The 18,983-nt window shown below is 57.3% G+C and carries 21 protein-coding genes; 14 read left to right on the top strand and 7 right to left on the bottom strand.

Annotated elements, in window-relative coordinates:
• Nucleotides 1-14: 14 nt before the first annotated feature.
• From livJ to ftsY, 5 genes are all read right to left on the bottom strand, one after another.
• On the bottom strand, nt 15-1,118 hold the full coding sequence (gene livJ / locus PYR66_01355; protein ID WEF28411.1) for a branched chain amino acid ABC transporter substrate-binding protein LivJ: 1,104 nt from the start codon (nt 1,116-1,118) through the stop codon (nt 15-17).
• 318 nt (nt 1,119-1,436) lie between these two features.
• On the bottom strand, nt 1,437-2,291 hold the full coding sequence (gene rpoH, locus PYR66_01350) for an RNA polymerase sigma factor RpoH (protein WEF28410.1): 855 nt from the start codon (nt 2,289-2,291) through the stop codon (nt 1,437-1,439).
• A gap of 255 nt (nt 2,292-2,546) precedes the next feature.
• Entirely contained in the window at nt 2,547-3,602 is a 1,056-nt protein-coding gene (gene ftsX, locus PYR66_01345; protein WEF28409.1) for a permease-like cell division protein FtsX, read from the bottom strand.
• Nucleotides 3,595-4,263: a cell division ATP-binding protein FtsE gene (gene ftsE / locus PYR66_01340; GenBank protein ID WEF28408.1), complete on the bottom strand. Its 669-nt coding sequence runs from the start codon at nt 4,261-4,263 to the stop codon at nt 3,595-3,597. The genes ftsX and ftsE overlap by 8 nt, the downstream gene beginning before the upstream one ends.
• 2 nt (nt 4,264-4,265) lie before the next feature.
• Nucleotides 4,266-5,873: a signal recognition particle-docking protein FtsY gene (ftsY, locus tag PYR66_01335; protein WEF30336.1), complete on the bottom strand. Its 1,608-nt coding sequence runs from the start codon at nt 5,871-5,873 to the stop codon at nt 4,266-4,268.
• 193 nt (nt 5,874-6,066) lie between these two features.
• Here ftsY and rsmD point away from each other — a divergent pair, with 193 nt between their 5' ends.
• Both rsmD and PYR66_01325 read left to right on the top strand, forming a co-directional pair.
• Entirely contained in the window at nt 6,067-6,663 is a 597-nt protein-coding gene (gene rsmD, locus PYR66_01330) for a 16S rRNA (guanine(966)-N(2))-methyltransferase (protein ID WEF28407.1), read from the top strand.
• Nucleotides 6,653-6,931, top strand: a complete 279-nt coding sequence (locus tag PYR66_01325) for a DUF1145 family protein (GenBank protein ID WEF28406.1) — start codon at nt 6,653-6,655, stop codon at nt 6,929-6,931. Before rsmD ends, PYR66_01325 begins: the two co-directional genes overlap by 11 nt.
• A 15-nt stretch (nt 6,932-6,946) precedes the next feature.
• Here the strand turns inward: PYR66_01325 and PYR66_01320 are convergent, their stop codons facing one another.
• The gene (locus tag PYR66_01320; protein WEF28405.1) at nt 6,947-7,306 is read right to left on the bottom strand and encodes a DUF2500 domain-containing protein; all 360 of its coding nucleotides are present in this window, start codon (nt 7,304-7,306) and stop codon (nt 6,947-6,949) included.
• 141 nt (nt 7,307-7,447) lie between these two features.
• Here PYR66_01320 and PYR66_01315 point away from each other — a divergent pair, with 141 nt between their 5' ends.
• Together PYR66_01315 and zntA are read left to right on the top strand one after the other, a co-directional pair.
• Nucleotides 7,448-8,074, top strand: coding sequence for a lysoplasmalogenase (locus PYR66_01315; protein WEF28404.1), 627 nt, complete (start codon nt 7,448-7,450; stop codon nt 8,072-8,074).
• A gap of 78 nt (nt 8,075-8,152) precedes the next feature.
• Entirely contained in the window at nt 8,153-10,360 is a 2,208-nt protein-coding gene (gene zntA / locus PYR66_01310; GenBank protein WEF28403.1) for a Zn(II)/Cd(II)/Pb(II) translocating P-type ATPase ZntA, read from the top strand.
• 511 nt (nt 10,361-10,871) lie between these two features.
• Here zntA and tusA read toward each other — a convergent pair.
• Nucleotides 10,872-11,117 (bottom strand): sulfurtransferase TusA, encoded by a 246-nt coding sequence (gene tusA / locus PYR66_01305; protein WEF28402.1) that lies wholly within the window; start codon nt 11,115-11,117, stop codon nt 10,872-10,874.
• 206 nt (nt 11,118-11,323) lie between these two features.
• Here tusA and PYR66_01300 point away from each other — a divergent pair, with 206 nt between their 5' ends.
• The 10 genes from PYR66_01300 (at nt 11,324) to PYR66_01255 (ending at nt 18,981) form a co-directional block, all read left to right on the top strand.
• Nucleotides 11,324-11,989 carry a 7-cyano-7-deazaguanine/7-aminomethyl-7-deazaguanine transporter gene (locus PYR66_01300; GenBank protein ID WEF28401.1) on the top strand — a complete coding sequence of 222 codons (666 nt, stop codon included), beginning with the start codon at nt 11,324-11,326 and terminating at the stop codon, nt 11,987-11,989.
• 73 nt (nt 11,990-12,062) lie between these two features.
• The gene (locus PYR66_01295; protein ID WEF28400.1) at nt 12,063-12,620 is read left to right on the top strand and encodes a DcrB family lipoprotein; all 558 of its coding nucleotides are present in this window, start codon (nt 12,063-12,065) and stop codon (nt 12,618-12,620) included.
• 369 nt (nt 12,621-12,989) lie between these two features.
• Complete coding sequence (locus PYR66_01290; protein WEF28399.1) at nt 12,990-13,712, top strand: beta-ketoacyl synthase chain length factor; 723 nt, start codon at nt 12,990-12,992, stop codon at nt 13,710-13,712.
• Nucleotides 13,709-14,524 carry a lysophospholipid acyltransferase family protein gene (locus PYR66_01285; GenBank protein WEF28398.1) on the top strand — a complete coding sequence of 272 codons (816 nt, stop codon included), beginning with the start codon at nt 13,709-13,711 and terminating at the stop codon, nt 14,522-14,524. Before PYR66_01290 ends, PYR66_01285 begins: the two co-directional genes overlap by 4 nt.
• Entirely contained in the window at nt 14,505-14,762 is a 258-nt protein-coding gene (locus tag PYR66_01280; GenBank protein WEF30335.1) for a phosphopantetheine-binding protein, read from the top strand. The genes PYR66_01285 and PYR66_01280 overlap by 20 nt, the downstream gene beginning before the upstream one ends.
• An 11-nt stretch (nt 14,763-14,773) precedes the next feature.
• On the top strand, nt 14,774-15,025 hold the full coding sequence (locus PYR66_01275) for an acyl carrier protein (GenBank protein WEF28397.1): 252 nt from the start codon (nt 14,774-14,776) through the stop codon (nt 15,023-15,025).
• 6 nt (nt 15,026-15,031) lie between these two features.
• Nucleotides 15,032-15,613 carry a hypothetical protein gene (locus PYR66_01270; protein WEF28396.1) on the top strand — a complete coding sequence of 194 codons (582 nt, stop codon included), beginning with the start codon at nt 15,032-15,034 and terminating at the stop codon, nt 15,611-15,613.
• Nucleotides 15,610-16,959, top strand: coding sequence for an AMP-binding protein (locus tag PYR66_01265; GenBank protein ID WEF28395.1), 1,350 nt, complete (start codon nt 15,610-15,612; stop codon nt 16,957-16,959). The genes PYR66_01270 and PYR66_01265 overlap by 4 nt, the downstream gene beginning before the upstream one ends.
• Entirely contained in the window at nt 16,946-17,299 is a 354-nt protein-coding gene (locus tag PYR66_01260) for a hydroxymyristoyl-ACP dehydratase (GenBank protein WEF28394.1), read from the top strand. The genes PYR66_01265 and PYR66_01260 overlap by 14 nt, the downstream gene beginning before the upstream one ends.
• On the top strand, nt 17,290-18,981 hold the full coding sequence (locus PYR66_01255; protein WEF28393.1) for a glycosyltransferase: 1,692 nt from the start codon (nt 17,290-17,292) through the stop codon (nt 18,979-18,981). Before PYR66_01260 ends, PYR66_01255 begins: the two co-directional genes overlap by 10 nt.
• The last annotated feature ends 2 nt before the right edge of the window (nt 18,982-18,983 follow it).

Genomic DNA, 18,983 nt, shown 5'->3' with positions numbered 1-18,983 from the left:
AGACGCAGGTTAAATTATTTGGCGTCGGTCGCCGTACCGTTGGCATGCCAGGTAAACACACCGAATTCGAAGCCTTTCAGGTCGCCCTTTTCGTTCCACGACAGCGGCCCCATAACGGTATCTACCGTCGCCCCTTTCAGGTACTTAGCGATGGCTGCCGGATCCTCAGACTGGTTCAGGCCCGCCTGCAGCGACTGCAGCGCCGCATAGGTGGTCCATACGAAGGCGCCGCTCGGATCCTGTTTCTTCGCCTTGATCGCATCCACAATCGGTTTGTTCGCCGGAACCTGGTCGTAGTTCTTCGGCTTGGTCACCAGCAGACCTTCTGCCGACTCGCCGGCAATGTTAGACAGCGAAACGTTCGCTACGCCTTCCGGCCCCATAAACTGCGTTTTCAGGCCCGCAGCGCGCGCCTGACGCAGGATTTGCCCCATTTCCGGGTGGTAGCCGCCGTAGTAGACGAAGTCGATATTCTCTTTCTTCAGACGCGCCACCAGGGTGGAGAAATCTTTTTCACCAGCGGTGATACCGTCGAAGAACACCACGTTGGCGCCGCCCTTCTTCAGGTTTTCCTGAACCGAGCGCGCCAGCCCTTCGCCATACTGCTGTTTGTCATGTACCACCGCGATACGCTGCGGCTTCACTTTATCGAGGATATATTTTGCCGCCGTCGGCCCCTGGTCAGAGTCAAGGCCGGTGGTACGCAGGATCAGCTTATAGCCGCGGTCCGTCAGCTCAGGCGCGGTCGCGGCCGGAGTAATCATCAGAATGCCTTCGTCTTCATAAATATCAGACGCAGGTTGCGTAGAAGAGGAACACAGGTGGCCGATAACATATTTAATACCGTCGTTAACCACTTTGTTTGCCACCGCAACCGCCTGTTTCGGGTCGCAGGCATCATCATATTTCACGATCTGCAGTTTGTTGCCTTTGATACCGCCCTTGGCGTTAATATCGGCAACGGCCTGCTCCGCGCCGGTAAATTCCTGATCGCCGTACTGGGCAACCGGGCCGGACATCGCTCCCACGACGGCAACTTTGATGTCTTCCGCCAGCGCGGAACCGCTCATAATTAAAGCAATACATCCTGCCAGTAACGCTTTACCCTTCATATTCATCCTGAGGCTCCCCATTATTATGGTTTTTGCATTTGTTGTGATGTTGTTTGTTAGCGCATTATTCTGATTTTAAAGCGATACCAAGCATAGTATGGCTATGTTTAGGTCTACTGCCTGCGCTTTTGCAGCACACTATGCCAAAACATACCCCATTTTTCAGAATTTGAAACAACAATTTGCAGGAGATGTAAAAGTTATGTGACTGGGGTGAGCGAGGAAAGCCAACGCACATGCAGCTTGAAGTATGACGGGTATAGAAAACAAAAAGCCCCTGCAGAAGGCAGAGGCTCACTTCACTACGGCGCTTAAAGACGAAGATTAGGCTTCGATAGCGGCACGCAGTTTTTTCATCGCGTTCTTTTCCAACTGACGAACACGTTCAGCTGAGACGCCATAACGATCCGCCAGTTCCTGCAGCGTGGACTTGTTGTCTTCGTCCAGCCAGCGGGCGCGGATGATGTCCTGGCTACGCTCGTCCAGGCCCTGCATCGCGTCAGTCAGCTTGTTCGCCGCCTGCTCTTCCCAGTTGTCATCCTCAATGCCGTCGGCAAAGTTAGACGTTTTATCCTGCAGATAAAGCACCGGCGCCATTGGCTGGCTGTCGGATTCGTCATCAGACGACATATCAAAGGTCATGTCCTGCGCTGCCATACGCGATTCCATCTCACGTACGTCTTTGCTCGACACACCCAGCTCGCGGGCAACCATTTCCACTTCATCCTGATTAAACCAGCCCAGACGCTGCTTTGTTTTACGCAGGTTGAAGAACAGCTTACGTTGCGCTTTGGTGGTTGCGACTTTAACGATACGCCAGTTACGCAGCACGTATTCGTGGATTTCCGCTTTGATCCAGTGCACGGCGAAGGAAACCAGTCGCACACCCACTTCCGGGTTGAAACGACGTACGGCTTTCATCAGACCGATGTTGCCTTCCTGAATCAGGTCCGCCTGCGGCAGGCCATAGCCCGAGTAGTTACGAGCAATATGAACAACAAAGCGCAGGTGAGACAGAATCAGCTTTTTCGCTGCTTCCAGATCGCCCTGGTAATGCAGCTTTTCAGCAAGCTCCCGCTCTTCATCAGCCGATAACATCGGCCAAGTGTTAGCGGCCCGGATGTACGATTCCAGGTTACCAACGGGGGCTAAGGCTAAAGTTTGCATTTCTTTGGTCATTCAAATCCTCTCAATCGATATTGTCTGACATGATCTTGTCCCCATCAGGCAACAAACATGCCAGCATTTATGAGCAACGAGAATATCACCCACAGTAGTATCAGACAGTGATTTTATCCACAAGTTCCATGCAACGTTGTGAGTAAATTACGCACAAAATGTGACATGGCGATGAAAGATTAGGGAAGAGCCGAACAGGGACGCTTTCCCTGCAGAGAGATATTCAGTGCAGGGAAAGATTATACCAGAAAATTTTTAGTCGGGGGTAAAGTGACGTAAATGTTGAACGGTCGCCAACCAGGCGGCTACCCAGCCAATCATCGAGCAGACAATCAGCATCAGCAGACATTCATCAAAGCCTAAGCCGCTGAGTTCAAACTTAGTACCGAACACTTTCGCCACTTCCGTCACCGCGGACGAGAGACGCATCACCAGAATCTCCGACAGGATCAGCGACAAGAACGCCCCCGCGAAGCCCAGCATCGCGCCGCCGTACAGGAAGGGACGCAGAATAAAGCCGTCGGTGGCGCCGATCAGCTTCTGTACGTTGATGGTGTCGCGACGGGCGAAGATGCTCAGACGTACGCTGTTGCCGATCACAAGGAACACGGCGGCGATCATCAAGACGCCGATCATCGCCGACACACGGCCGACCAGCCCGGTCAGCGACGCCAGACGCGCAAACCAGCTATCGTCCATGCGGACTTCATCAACGCCCTGAATACGAGCAACGCGATCGCGCAGGGTGTTAAGTGAGTCGGTATTCTGGAAATCGAGCTTCGGCACCACAATCGCCACCGCCGGCAGCGGGTTCTCTTCCAGCATATCCAGCGCACCGCCGAATCCAGACCAGTTACGGAACTCGCCCAATGCTTCATCACGCGACAGGTAGTTCACCTTATCGACGCCCTGCTCCGCTTGCAGCTGGCCGACAACTCTGGCAGCGGCATCGTCATCCAGCGTTTTTTCCAGATAGACGGTGATCTGCGGCGACGGATAATACTGTGACGCCGCGCTGTTGACGTTTTTGTAAACCATATAGCAGACGCTCGGCAGCGTCAGCGAAATGGCGATCACCATGATGGTCAGGAAGGTCGCCAGCGGCGTGCTTTTTAAATCCTGCAACGCGCCGTGCCAGGCGTAGCGCACCTGCTCGTTAAAGACGTTGCTTTTACGTGATGCCGGACTCGGCGCCGCTTTCGGCCGTTTTGGCGCATTGCGCCCGCCATTGCCGCTGCCGCTCGCGTTGCGCAGACGGTCAAACTTGCTGCCGAACTGGCGAATCTGGTTCACTGCGTCGCGCTTATTCACCCCGGTGGCCTCCGTGCATATGACCGTCGCTGAGGGTCAGTACTCGGTACGGACGACTGGAGATAAGCCCCAGGTCGTGCGTCGCCATCAGTACCGTCACCCCAACGCGGTTAAACTCTTCAAACAGACGTAAAATCCCTTCCGAGAGCGCCTCATCGAGGTTACCGGTCGGTTCATCCGCCAGCAGCACCGCCGGCTTGTTGACCACCGCGCGGGCGATGCCCACACGCTGCTGCTCACCGCCGGAGAGTTGGATGGGGAAGTTTTTCGCTTTGTCCAGCAGCCCGACTTTATCCAGCGCAGCGGATACACGGCGGCGAATATCATCGCCGCTGGCACCGGCGATAATCAGCGGGATCGCCACATTATCGAACACGGTGCGATCCATCAGCAGGTGGTGGTCCTGGAAAATCATGCCGATCTGGCGGCGTAAAAACGGCACCTCACGGCTCTTCAGACGGCTGATATCATGGCCGCTGAACAGAATCTTCCCGGCGCTCGGCCGTTCGATACCACAGATAAGCTTCAGCAGGGTACTTTTCCCCGCGCCGGAATGACCGGTCAGGAACGCCATCTCGCCCTGCTGCAGGTGGAATGTCACCCCCTGCAGCGCTTGTCTCCCACCGAGATAGGCTTTGCTGACTTGTTCAAAGCGAATCATTCTTAATCCTCTCGGGCAAAAAGTGCCTCAATAAAGTCGCCCGCATTAAACGGACGCAGATCTTCAATACGCTCGCCGACGCCAATATAGCGAATCGGAATACTGAACTGGTCAGCAACCGAGAAGATAACCCCGCCTTTCGCGGTTCCATCAAGCTTGGTCAGCGTGATCCCCGTCAGCCCCACCGCTTCGTGGAACAATTTGGCCTGGCTAATTGCGTTCTGCCCGGTGCTGGCATCAATGGTTAACATGACTTCATGCGGCGCATCGACGTCCAGTTTCTTCATCACGCGGACAATCTTCTTCAGTTCTTCCATCAGATGCGATTTATTCTGCAGACGACCCGCGGTATCAGCAATCAGGACATCGACATTACGCGCTTTCGCCGCCTGAATGGCGTCAAAAATCACCGATGCGGAGTCTGCGCCGGTATGCTGAGCAATCACCGGGATATCGTTACGCTGACCCCAGACCTGAAGCTGCTCTACCGCCGCCGCGCGGAAAGTATCCCCCGCCGCCAGCATCACCGATTTGCCCTGCTGCTCGAACTGACGCGCCAGCTTACCGATAGTGGTGGTTTTACCCACGCCGTTAACGCCAACCATCAGAATAACAAATGGCGTTTTACCTTCAACATTCAACGGCTCCTCGACTTTCGCCAGGATCTCGCTCATCTCTTCTTTCAGCAGGCCGTACAACGCTTCTGCGTCGCGCAGCTGCTTACGGCTGGCGCCCTCGGTAAGATTAGCAATAATCTTACGCGTGGTTTCCACTCCGACGTCGGCAATCAGCAGCTGTTCTTCCAGTTCTTCAAACAGATCGTCGTCAATTTTTTTGCCGCGGAACAGACTGATAAACCCGGATCCCAGGTTCTGTTTGGTTTTCACCAGGCTGCGTTTTAAGCGGGCGAAGAAACCTTCTTTGGTCGGTTTTTCCTGCTCCTGCAGCGCCGTTTCCTGAGGTTCCGCCTCTTCTTCCGCCAGCGTTTCCGCTGCCTCTTCATCGCTTGCCGCCAGCGCCTGCGCTTCCAGCTCTTCGTCGGTAAGCTCAGCATCGGTGCCGAGTTCTTCAGGGATGATCTCTTCTTCAATCACCTCTGGCTCTGCGGCGATCACCTCTTGCGGCGTCTGCTCAGCAACGGCTTCCGCGACGACCGGCTCGGCAATCACTTCTTCAACCAGCGTTTCAGCGACGCTTTCTTCCGCAACTGGAGCAACCGACTCTTCGACCCCTGGCGGCTCGACGATTTCGGCGATCTCATCGACCACCACCGGCGTTTCTTCAACGACGGCTTCCGGCGCAGAAATTTCTTCCGCCACCGGTGGTTCAACAATTTTTTCTTCCTGAACGGCTTCGGCAACCACCGGATGCGGCAATTCGCTTTCAACAACCTGTTCGGTTACTTCAACGACCTCGGCGGCGAAGGCCTCCGGGTCTTCTGGTACCGTTTCCGCTGCGGGCACGACGTCCGTAGACGCTTCCGCCGCCGGTACCTGTTCCACAACCTCTTGTTGTTCTTCTACTTTTTGTTCGCTTTCGTTTTCCTGGGCCTGTTCTTTTTGCCCAAAGCCCAGCCAGGAAAAGAAGCCACGTTTTTTCTCTTTTGCCATTTGCGACCACACTCCTCGCTGTTTATTCATGGCGCAGCTTCTGGATAACCGCCTCGGAAGCTGAAAAAATGATGAAATTAGTTGGATAGTCTATCACTTAACTTAACTCGCATCACCGCCCCCGGATTAAGGTTTCGTCAATGGTCTTCGATCGTTAGAATAGCAGGCTGGAAGTTGAGACTTGAGCAAAGAGATGAAGAAACCAAATCACGCAGGCAGCGGCCAGATCCGCATTATCGGCGGACAGTGGCGAGGCCGTAAATTACCGGTGCCGGAGAGCCCGGGTCTGCGCCCGACCACCGACCGGGTTCGGGAAACGCTATTTAACTGGCTGGCGCCGTCGATGGTCGACGCCCACTGCCTGGACTGCTTCGCCGGTAGCGGCGCGCTAGGGCTGGAGGCACTCTCACGCTATGCCGCCAGCGCCACGCTGCTGGAGATGGAGCGCGGCGTCGCGCAGCAGTTGCAAAAAAATCTCGCCACGCTGAAAACCAGCAACGGCAAGGTGGTCAACACCAACACGTTGGCGTTTCTCAGCCAGCCCGGCACGCCGCACCACATCGTTTTTGTCGATCCGCCGTTCCGTAAAGGGCTGCTGGAAGAAACGCTCAGCCTGTTGGAGAACAATCGCTGGCTCGCCGATGAGGCGCTGATTTATATCGAGAGCGAAGTGGAAAACGGGCTGCCGCCGGTTCCGGCAAACTGGCAGTTGTATCGCGAAAAAGTCGCCGGACAGGTTGCCTATCGCCTGTATCAACGTGAGGCACAAGGAGAACACCATGCTGATTAATTTAGGCCGCCTGCTGATGCTGTGCGTATGGGCATTTTTACTGTTGAATCTGTTTCAACCTTTCCCGAAACCACTGAATATCTTCGTCAACGTCGCATTGATCTTTATGATTCTGATGCACGGCCTGCAGCTGACTTTGCTGAAAGCAACGCAGCAAAAAGATGCGCCGCCGCTGGGTCGTTTCGAGCAAATCCGCATTTTTGTCTTCGGCGTGTTTGAACTGGTGGCCTGGCAGAAAAAACTGAAGGCCACGCTGAAGAAGAAGTAACGGCGAATACAGGGCTCAGTTATCTGCGACAAACTCGACGAACGTTGAGCCCTTATAACTCAGCATCCCCCGGTCGCCGACGCTCAGCGCATGATATTGCGGCGCCTCAAGGCGGAAAACCACTTCCAGTCCGCCATTTTCCGGGCGGAAGCTCGCTTCATAACGCATATCGCTGCCGGCAGGTGTCACCGTCTGCTGGCGCGAACGACGATCGTTAATCACCTTTTCCCGCTTATTACTTACCACCACCCGCTTTTGCATCAACGGCGCGGCGGCGTTATCCATTTTCTCACGGCGCTGCTGCACGTAGCGAAACGACGCAGCCACCACAATCACCGCGACAACCAGCACAAAAAACAGCGGAACTTTACTCATTAGCGTACCCATAAGAATGATCAGGAATAAGGATAACGCGCCTCGATTAACGTTGTCATCTTCTATGGCAAACCACTACACTGAGATCCAATACCGTAAGCGCAAGCGCTTACCTAATGACAACAGATACAGGGACTTACTATGCTTTGGTCGTTTATTGCTGTCTGTTTCTCCGCATGGCTCTACGTCGATGCGTCCTACCGTGGGCCAGCCTGGCAGCGCTGGGTCTTTAAACCCGTCACCCTGCTTCTGTTGCTGCTATTAGCCTGGCAGGCGCCGATGTTCAACGCCATTAGCTACCTGGTGTTGGCTGGCCTGTGCGCCTCGCTGCTCGGCGATGCACTGACTCTACTGCCGCGCCAGCGGGTTATGTACGCTGTCGGGGCCTTTTTCCTCTCTCATCTGCTCTATACCATCTGGTTCGCCAGTCAGATGACGCTGTCGTTCTTCTGGCCTCTGCCGCTGGTATTGTTGGTACTCGGCGCGCTGCTGCTGGCGATTATCTGGACGCGCCTTGAAGAGATGCGCATGCCGGTATTGACCTTTATTGGCATGACGCTGGTCATGGTATGGCTGGCGGGCGAACTGTGGTTCGTGCGGCCGACTGACACCGCGCTTTCCGGCTTCCTCGGCGCCGCCTCGCTGCTGCTGGGCAACGGCGTTTGGCTGATCAGTCACTATCGTCGTCGTTTCCGCGCCGATAACGCGATTTCCGCCGCCTTCTATTTTGCCGGACACTTCCTGATCGTTCGCGCTCTGTATCTGTAATTTATCGCTTGACTCTGGAGTCGACTCCAGAGTGTATCCTTCGGGCAATGAGAAAATTATCATTACCCGGAGGGTGCCATGTCGACACCAGAATCTCAGGACAAAAAAGTCCCTCAATTCTCGTCATTCAAATTATCACCGGCAACAGAACCTGCTGAAAGCTGCTGCACCGACCACGCCTGCGCCGGGGAAACCGCCGCCGCTGACCAGCCGCTCAGCGGCGCCCGCTACAGCTGGCAGGTGGATGGCATGGACTGCGCAGCCTGCGCCCGTAAAGTAGAAACCGCGGTTCGCCAAATCGACGGCGTCAGCCAGGTTCAGGTGCTATTTGCCACCGAAAAATTGCTGGTCAACGCCGAAAGCGATATCCGTTCGCAGGTTGAAAACGCCGTGCGCGCCGCCGGTTATACGCTGCGCGATGCCAACGCGCCGCAAGAAGAAAAACCGCAGGGATCCTGGCTGCGAGAAAACCTGGCGTTAATCAGCCTGGTGGTGATGATGGCGCTAAGCTGGGGGCTGGAGCAGTTCAACCACCCGTTCGGCAAACTGGCTTTTGTCGCCACCACCCTGGTCGGCCTGTGGCCAGTTGCCCGTCAGTCGCTGCGGTTGATTAAAAGCGGCAGCTGGTTCGCAATTGAAACACTGATGAGCGTCGCCGCTATTGGCGCACTGTTTATCGGCGCCACCGCCGAAGCCGCGATGGTACTGCTATTGTTCCTGATCGGCGAACGGCTTGAAGGCTGGGCCGCCAGCCGCGCGCGTCAGGGTGTGAGCGCATTGATGGCGTTGAAACCCGATACCGCCATTCGCCTGCGCAATGGCGAGCGTGAAACCGTCGCCCAGCGCGATCTGCGTCCCGGCGATGTGATTGAAGTCGCCGCCGGTGGGCGTCTGCCAGCCGACGGCGAACTGTTATCGCCATTCGCCAGCTTTGACGAAAGCGCGCTAACCGGCGAATCCGTGCCGGTGGAACGTAATGCCGGCGAGCGCGTGGCGGCAGGCGCCACCAGCGTCGATCGCCTGGTGCAGCTTACCGTGATCTCCGAACCGGGCGATAGCGCCATTGACCGTATCCTCAAGCTGATTGAAGAAGCCGAAGAGCGCCGGGCGCCGATTGAACGCTTCATCGATCGCTTCAGCCGGATCTACACCCCGGCGATTATGGTGGTGGCCCTACTGGTCGCCGTCGTACCGCCGTTGTTTTTCGCCAGCGCCTGGCTGCCGTGGATCTATAAAGGCTTAACGCTGCTGCTGATCGGCTGTCCGTGCGCGCTGGTTATCTCCACACCGGCGGCGATTACTTCCGGTCTGGCGGTCGCCGCACGGCGCGGGGCGCTGATTAAAGGCGGTGCGGCGCTGGAACAGCTGGGACAGGTGCGCCAGGTGGCGTTCGATAAAACCGGTACTTTGACCATCGGCCAACCCCAGGTCACCCGTGTGATTCCCACAGCGGAAGTGGACGACAACGCGCTGCTGGCGCTGGCGGCGGCAGTCGAGCAAGGTTCCAGCCACCCGCTGGCGCAGGCTATCGTCCGCGAAGCGCAACAGCGTAAGCTAAGCATTCCCGTCGCTCATGGCCAGCGGGCGCTGGCGGGTTCCGGTATCGAAGCCGAGGTGAACGGTAGCCGTATCTTAATCTGCGCGGCCAGCAAAGCCGCCCCGGCAGAACATGATGCGCAGATCCAGCAACTGGAGAGCGCCGGACAAACGGTGGTGCTGGTGATGCGCGATGATGCGCTGCTCGGCATCCTGGCGCTGCGCGATACCCTGCGTGACGATGCGCGTCAGGCGGTGGATGAGCTGCATCAGTTGGGCGTACAGGGCGTGATCCTCACCGGGGATAATCCGCGCGCCGCGGCGGCTATCGCCAACGAACTGGGGCTGGAGTTCCGCGCCGGACTGCTACCGGCGGACAAAGTCAAAGCGGTGATGACGCTCAACAGCGCGGCGCCGCTGGCAATGGTCGGCGACGGCATTAACGATGCCCCAGCGATGAAAGCGGCCACTATCGGTATCGCCATGGGCAGCGGCACCGACGTGGCGCTGGAAACCGCCGATGCCGCGCTAACCCATAACCGTTTGACCGGTCTGGCGCAGATGATTTCGTTGGCGCGCGCCACCCATGCCAATATCCGCCAGAATATCGCCATCGCATTGGGATTGAAGGGTATTTTCCTCGTCACCACCCTACTCGGCCTGACCGGCCTGTGGCTGGCGGTGCTGGCGGATACCGGGGCGACGGTGCTGGTCACCGCTAACGCGCTGCGGTTATTGCGTAAAAAGTGATGACGGTAAATACGGGTTTCCCTGCTCGCGCTGCGCTTAGCAGGGCTACGGTTCGATGCTGGTGGGTTGCCCACATCCGGGGATTCCCCTGCTCGCGCTACGCTTAGCAGGGCTACGGTTCGATGCTGGTGGGTTGCCCACATCCGGGGATTCCCCTGCTCGCGCTACGCTTAGCAGGGCTACGGTTCGATGCTGGTGGGTTGCCCACATCCGGGGATTTCCCTGCTCGCGCTACGCTTAGCAGGGCTACGGTTCGATGCTGGCGGGTTGCCCACATCCGGGGATGTTCCCTGCTCGCGCTACGCTTAGCAGGGCTACGGTTCGATGCTGGCGGGTTGCCCACATCCGGGGATGTTCCCTGCTCGCGCTACGCTTAGCAGGGCTACAGTTCGATGCTGGCGGGTTGCCCACATCCGGGGATTTCCCTGCTCGCGCTACGCTTAGCAGGGCTACGGTTCAGTGCTGTTGGGTAGCCCGGATAAGGCGCCACGCGCCGCCATCCGGGACTGGCTCAGTGGCTTTTACGGATCAGGTAGCGGTACGGCAGGGTTTCGGTTTCCTGCGCCACCAACTCATGCTCCATAAAGAGGCAGAAACCGGGAATATCACGGGTGGTGGCCGGATCGTCGGCAATAATCAGCAGGGTCTCGCCTACCGGCATCGTACGTACGGTTTTACGCACCATCATGACCGGCTCCGGGCAGCGGAGCCCCAGGGCATCCAGGGTGTGGTCAGGACTGGAGAAAAGTTCGCTCATTTTTATCTCACTTCAACAAAACGGCCCTAGTTTACCCCCAGTTCGCCAGTACGCAAGCCAGGTTAACGTTTGCGCGAAAAACAACCATTGCATTACGCCCGCAACGCAGTATCATGCAGCCGTTTTTAATTGGGTTCCCTCACCCCAACGTTCCGCTCCCGATTCCTTCAGTAGGTGAAGTATGACGGGCATAAAAAGGTCAAAATATGAATTCTTTTACTACCGTACAGCGCAAGAAAGCGCTCGTCTGGCTTTCGCTATTTCATCTGCTGGTGATCACTTCCAGTAATTACCTGGTCCAACTACCGATCTCCATTTTTGGTTTTCATACCACCTGGGGCGCGTTCAGTTTTCCGTTTATCTTCCTCGCAACCGATCTGACGGTCCGCGTTTTCGGCGCTTCGCTGGCGCGACGCATCATCTTCGCCGTGATGATCCCGGCACTGGTGATCTCCTATGGCATTTCGGCGCTGTTTTACATGGGCGAGTGGCAGGGCTTTGCCGCGCTGGGCACTTTTAATCTGTTCGTCGCCCGTATCGCCGCCGCCAGCTTTATGGCCTATGCATTGGGGCAAATCCTCGACGTCCACGTCTTCAACCGCCTGCGTCAGAATCGCCGCTGGTGGCTGGCGCCGACGGCCTCAACCCTGTTCGGCAACGTCAGCGACACGCTGGCCTTCTTCTTTATCGCCTTCTGGCGCAGCCCGGATCCGTTTATGGCCGCCCACTGGGGTGAAATCGCCATCGTCGACTACAGCTTTAAAGTGCTTATCAGCATCGTTTTCTTCTTGCCAATGTATGGCGTACTGTTGAATATGCTATTGAAAAGACTGGCGGATAAATCTGATTTGTCGGCATTGCAGCCAGGTTAAAGGTACTCGCTAACGGTTGTGATAAGATAACCGGATGAGCCGTTAATGGCCGTTTATCGAAAGGAAGATGTCAATGCGCAATGTGGTTAAATATGTCGGTATTGGCCTGCTGGTTATGGGGCTTGCGGCCTGTGATAACAGCGATTCAAAAGCGCCGACCGTCGGCTCGGCAGCGGAGAGCAATACCAGCGGCCAGGCTATCAGCCTGCTGGATGGCAAGCTGAGCTTCACTCTGCCTGCGGGCATGGCCGACCAGAGCGGTAAGCTGGGCACTCAGGCCAACAATATGCACGTTTATTCCGACGCCACCGGCCAGAAAGCGGTCATCGTGATCGTCGGCGACAACACCAACGAAGATCTGGCGGTGCTGTCCAAACGTCTGGAAGATCAGCAGCGCAGCCGCGACCCGCAGCTGCAGGTCGTCACCAACAAATCCGTCGAGATTAAGGGCCACACGCTGCAGCAGCTGGACAGCATCATCTCCGCCAAGGGCCAGACCGCATGGTCTTCTGTGCTGCTCGGCAAGGTAGATGACAAACTGCTGACCCTGCAGGTGACCCTGCCGGCTGACAACCAGCAACAGGCGCAGACCGAAGCGGAAAGCATCATCAATACCCTGGTCATTAATTAATTTTATTGCCCTGACGCCGCGGCCTCCGGTTCAACGACCGGGGGCCGTTTTTTTAACCGCCGCCCCAACAATGATTACCACGTCCATTCGACAAATGCAGTCACTGGCGCAACGTCAATAGATTCAGGAAAGATCCCACTCTGCGTGAGGAGATTAGCGCAATAAATTGCACTTAGCGCTGAAAATGCCGAAAATACAGGATTATCTCATCGCCATGTTTTCAGCGCTGCGGATATGCTTGGCGTCCCCCTTAGCTGGCGAGGCCGATTTCCGGTTGCAAAGCCCCCAATGAGCGGCTTCGTGACGTTTATCGCCGGGTTCTATAACGCCGCGATCATCGAAACACTGGCTTACCGCGGACGCGAGTAGATGAATTTTACCCTGAACATAATCGACTGGCAGGCCAGAGCTCCCGGACTCAGTGAAGCCGAACAGTGGCGGCAATGGTCACGGCATTCGCACACCTTCGATCCAGCGGCGCCAATAGCCAAACTCAGCGAATTGCCAATGATGACCGCCCGCCGCCTCAGCTCCGGCAGCAAGCTGGCCGTCGAATGTGGGCTGGCGATGCTCCGTCGCCATGAAATCGATGCCATTCTCTATACCAGCCGCCATGGTGAACTGGAACGCAACTACCGGATCCTGCATGCGCTGGCAACGGATCAGGCGGTCTCGCCAACCGATTTTGCCTTATCCGTGCATAACTCTGCGGTGGGCAATCTGACGATCGCCGCGAAAAAGCCCATCGTGTCATCCTCCCTTTCTGCCGGGCGCGATACCTTCCAGCAGGGGCTGTTCGAGGTGATGGGGCTACTGCAGGCCGGTTACCAACGCGTTTTGATGGTCGATTTCGATGGCTTCCTGCCCGAGTTTTACCACCCTCAGTTGCCGCCCGCCATGCCAACCTGGCCCTACGCGGCGGCGTGGGTGATTGAGTCCGGTAATGAATGGCACTGCGAAGCCCGGCGCCATGAAACTGGCGCAGAGCCCCCCCTGCCGCAGAGTTTGTTGTTTTTACAGCACTATTTGCAGAACGCCCGCACCTTCACGCTACCCGGCGAGCGCATGCAGTGGCGCTGGAGCCGCGCATGAAGCCGCTTTTCCGTCGCGTAAACCGACTCTGGCGAGCGGCCATGACCGGGTGCTGTTTCGCGCTGTTTGGCATGGGCGGACTGCTGCTTTCCGTCGTCTGGTTTAATTTGCTGCTGGTGGCGGTACGTGATAAAACCCGTCGCCGTCGCCTGGCGCGGCGCAGTATTTCAGCCAGTTTCCGCTGTTTTCTCACCGTGGTGAAAAGCGTCGGCGTACTCGATTACCGCATTGACGGGGGTGATATTTTGCGTCAGGAGCACGGTTGTCTGATTGTCGCCAATCATCCCAGCCTCATCGACTACGTGATGCTGGCCTCGGTGATGCCAGAGGTCGATTGCCTGGTAAAAAGCTCGTTGCTGAAAAACCCGTTTGTCAGCGGAGTGATCCGCGCCGCGGACTACCTGATTAACGATCAAGCGGATGTCCTGCTCCCGGCCAGTCGGCAACGTTTGCAGCAGGGCGATAGCCTTTTGATTTTCCCGGAAGGCACACGCACGGTTCCGGGAGAAAAAATGCAGCTACAGCGCGGCGCCGCCAATATCGCTGTGCGCTGCGGCAGCGATTTGCGCATCGTGGTGATCCGTTGTACCGAGCATATGCTGGGTAAACAGAGCAAATGGTACGATGCGCCGCCCACTAAGCCGCGATTTACCGTGACGGTCGGCGAGCGGCTGCGCATCGACCAATTTTACGATGCAACCAGACAAGAACCGGCACTGGCCGCAAGGCAGTTAAACCGGCATATTTTGCTTAAATTACAATCAGGCACTACACCTGAAACAGGAATTAATGATGGAAGCGCTCTATCTTGAAATTAAAAATCTGATTATCAGCACATTGAATCTGGACGAGTTGTCCGCTGACGATATTGAAACCGAAGCCGCGCTGTTTGGTGATGGCCTGGGTCTGGACTCTATTGACGCTCTGGAACTGGGTCTGGCGGTAAAAAACCAGTACGGCGTGGTGCTGTCGGCTGAGAGCGAGGAGATGCGCCAGCATTTCTTCTCCGTCGCCACGCTGGCATCATTTATTCAAGCGCAGCGTGCCTGAGGAGAGCCGTTATGACCGAACAAAAAGCCATTTACGAAGAAGTCTCCACGCTGCTGATAACGGTATTTGAAATCGATCCGCAGGACATTAAGCCCGAGGCTCGCCTGTACGAAGACCTTGAGCTGGACAGCATCGACGCCATCGACATGATCGTCCATCTGCAAAAGAAAATCGGCAAGAAAATCAAGCCGGAAGAGTTTAAGGCCGTCCGCACCGTACAGGATGTGGTCGATGCGTTAGCACGCCTGCTCACAGCAGAATAATTCACCGTGTCGGGCACCCGCTCACTGCCAGTGGTTCCGCTGCTGACAGGCCTGTTACTGCTGGCCTGGCCGTTTTTAATCTGGTTTGGTCTGGCGCATAACCGCCTGCCATGGCTGCTGCCGCTCATGGCGCTACTGCTGTTTTTACGTTTTCGCCAGACCCGGCGGCAGACTGGACCGCTCAGCGCCGTTACCCAGGTCGTGGCCGCGGCGGGCATCGCGCTGTGCATTGCCAGCTACCTGCTCAACACGCATCAGCTACTGCTGTTTTATCCCGTGGTGGTGAACGGCGTGATGCTGGCGGTGTTTGGCGGCTCGCTATGGTCAACCATGCCGATAGTCGAGCGTCTGGCGCGGCTGCGTGAGCCGGTTCTCCCGGACGCCGCCGTACGCTATACCCGGCGCGTCACCCAAATCTGGTGCGTTTTTTTCATCATCAATGGCGGCATGGCGCTCTTTACCGCGCTGTATGGCGATATGCCCCTGTGGACCGCCTGGAACGGCATGATTTCCTATCTGCTGATAGGCGCGCTGATGGCCGGTGAGTGGGTAGTACGACAACGGGTGATAAAACGAGATAAACCATGAAGCAACGCCTTACGCTGGACCAGTGGCTCAGCGCCCCGCGTCCGGCGCAAACGCCGATCGCATGGCAGGACGCGCACACCTGGACGCTCGCGCATCTACGCCACGATGTCGCCCACCTGCTCGCACACCTGCAACAGCAGCCAGCAGAGCGCTGGGCGCTGTGCTTTGAAAATAGCTATCTGTTTCTCGTCGCACTGCTGGCAACACTGCACGCGGGTAAAACACCGGTGCTCCCCGGCCACTGCCGCGTATCGCTATTACACGAGCAACGCACGCTGTTCGATGGCGTACTGAGCGATACGGCGCTGGACTGGCGCGGGCCGCTGCAGGTTGTCCGCTCCACGATGGCGGCCGCGAGCGGCGACATGGCTTTCCCGGCAATCGACGATGGCGCCTGCATCGAACTGTTTACTTCCGGTTCGACCGGCCAGCCGAAGCGGGTCATCAAACCGCTCGTGGTTCTCGACCGTGAAGCGGCGCTGCTGGCAACGCACTACGCTGACCGCCTGCCAGGCTGTCAGGTCGTGGCCTCCGTGGCGCCGCAGCATTTGTACGGCCTGACGTTCCGCTTATTTCTGCCGATGGCTCTCGGTTTACCGTTCCACGCGCTAACGATTGAGTACGCCGAACAGTTGACGGCCCTAAGCTGCGAGCGTCGCTATCTGTTTATCAGCAGCCCGGCCTTTCTCAAACGTCTCGATCGGCGGCTCGTCCCCCCGCCGGTCGCCATGATTCTGTCAGCGGGCGGCGCCTTACTCTGGCAAGATGCCAGGCAGACCGCCAGCTGGTTCAACGTCTGGCCGGATGAAATCTACGGCAGCACCGAAACCGGGGTGCTCGCCTGCCGTTACCGCCAGCAGGATAATACGCCCTGGCAGCCTTTTCCTGACGTTCATTTCCAACCAGAAGGTGACGCTTTTCGCGTCTTTTCACCGCTGTTTACGGATAATGACGGCCTGTTACTCAACGATATTTTGCATTTTTCTGCCAACGGTCAGTTTCATCTTCACGGGCGCCGGGATCGGGTCGTCAAAATTGAAGAAAAACGTATTTCACTCAATGAAGTGGAACAGCGCCTGTTGGCGCTGGAGGGCATCCTCGATGCCGCCGCCATTCCCATCACCCGCGGCAGCCGCCAAAGCGTCGGCGCATTGCTGGTGCTGGATAACGACGCCCGCCAGCGCTGGGGGAAAAGCCAGGAATTGAGATGGCGGAAAACGCTGCGCGCCTGGCTGGAGCCGGTCGCGATCCCCCGTTACTGGCGGGTCATTGACGCGATCCCCGTCAACAGTATGAATAAGCGTGTCTATGCGCAATTACAGGAGTTATTTCATGAAGCCCCATGAAATTGAGCGCCGTCAGCCGCAAGCCGATCGGGTTGAAATCGTTTTATCTCTCGACCCGGCGTTATTCTGGTTTCGCGGCCATTTTGCCGTGCAACCGCTGTTGCCCGGCGTCGCACAGGTGGATTGGGCGATGCATTACGCTGCCGAGCTGCTCGCTCCCGGCTGGCGTTTTCACCACATTCAGAATGTGAAATTCCAATCGCCGCTCTTACCGGGCGCGATCGTCACGCTCACCCTGCACTGGCAGGAAACCCGCCAGACCCTGACCTTTAGCTACCAGCGTCACGACGGTGAAACCCGCCAAACCGCCAGCAGCGGGAAGATTCGTTTATGTCGTTAGCGTTTTCTCCCTGCATCCTGATCCCCTGCTACAACCATGGCGCGATGATGCCGCAGGTACTGGCGCGTCTGCAGCCGTTTGGTCTGCCCTGCATCGTGGTGGATGACGGCAGCGATACCCGCACACAGCAGGAACTGGCGCGACTGGCGGCGGAAACCGCCAACCTGACCTTAATCCGTTTAGCGGAAAACGCGGGCAAAGGCGCCGCCGTGATTCGCGGATTACGGGCCGCAGCGGAGGCCGGGTTTAGCCACGCGGTGCAGGTCGATGCCGATGGCCAACACGCCATCGAAGATATCCCGCAGCTGCTGGCGCTGGCGCAGGCGCATCCTGAGTCGCTGATCTCCGGGCGGCCGATATACGATGACTCCATCCCGCGTTCGCGCCTGTACGGGCGCTGGATAACCCACGTTTGGGTGTGGATTGAAACGCTGTCGCTACAGTTAAAAGACAGCATGTGCGGCTTTCGCGTCTACCCGGTTGCGCCAACACTACAGTTGGCGCAGCGCGTCACGCTCGGTCAACGCATGGATTTTGATACCGAAGTGATGGTGCGCCTCTACTGGCAGGGCCATACCAGTTACTTTGTGCCAACCCGCGTGACCTACCCGGTGGATGGTTTGTCTCATTTCGATGCTGTCAAAGATAATTGCCGCATCTCGCTGATGCACACCCGTCTGTTTCTCGGCATGCTGCCGCGCATTCCCTCGCTGCTGCTTCGGCGCGCCTCGCCGCACTGGGCCCGCCAGCAGGAAGTCAAAGGATTATGGGGAATGCGCCTGATGCTGCTGGTATGGCGCTTGTTGGGACGCAAGGCATTCTCGCTGTTGCTCTATCCGGTGGTTGGCGTCTACTGGCTGACGGCCGCCACGGCCAGGCGCGCTTCACAACGCTGGATAACCCGCGTGCGTGAACAGCTCGCCGCGCGCCGGATGCCGGTACCGCCAACGCTCACCAGCTACCGGCACTTTCTGCGCTTCGCCGAGGCGATGCTGGATAAAATCGCCAGCTGGCGCGGCGAGATGCAGTTTGGCCGCGATGTGGTCTTTGCCGCAGGTGCCGAAGAGACGTTGAATATCCACGAGCCGCGGGGGAAACTGCTGCTGGCTTCACATCTCGGCGATGTCGAAGCCTGCCGCGCGCTGGCGCAGTTGCAAGGCAGCAAAATCATCAATGCGTTGGTCTTCAGCGAGAACGCCCAACGCTTTAAACAAATTATGGCGGAGATGGCGCCTCAGGCTGGGCTCAACCTGATGCCGGTGACCGACATCGGCCCGGAAACCGCGATCCTGCTCCAGGAGAAACTGGATCGCGGGGAGTGGATCGCCATTGTCGGCGACCGCATTGCGGTGAACCCGCAGCGCGGCGGCGAATGGCGCGTCTGCTGGAGCCGTTTTATGGGGCAAGCCGCCCCCTTCCCTCAGGGGCCGTTTATCCTTGCCGCAATTTTACGCTGCCCGGTGAATTTGATTTTCGCTCTGCGCCAGCAGGGTAAACTGCATATCTACTGCGAGTCGTTTGCCGACCCGCTGTTGTTGCCGCGCGCCGACCGCCAGCAGGCGTTACAGCACGCTATCGACCGCTACGCCGAACGGCTGGAGCATTACGCGCTACAGTCGCCGCTCGACTGGTTTAACTTTTTCGATTTCTGGCATTTGCCAGATGCCAAAGACAAGGAGTAAAG

This window comes from Klebsiella aerogenes (assembly GCA_029027985.1).
Taxonomy (GTDB): domain Bacteria; phylum Pseudomonadota; class Gammaproteobacteria; order Enterobacterales; family Enterobacteriaceae; genus Klebsiella; species Klebsiella aerogenes_A.
This window is presented reverse-complemented; position numbering and strand designations above follow the sequence as displayed.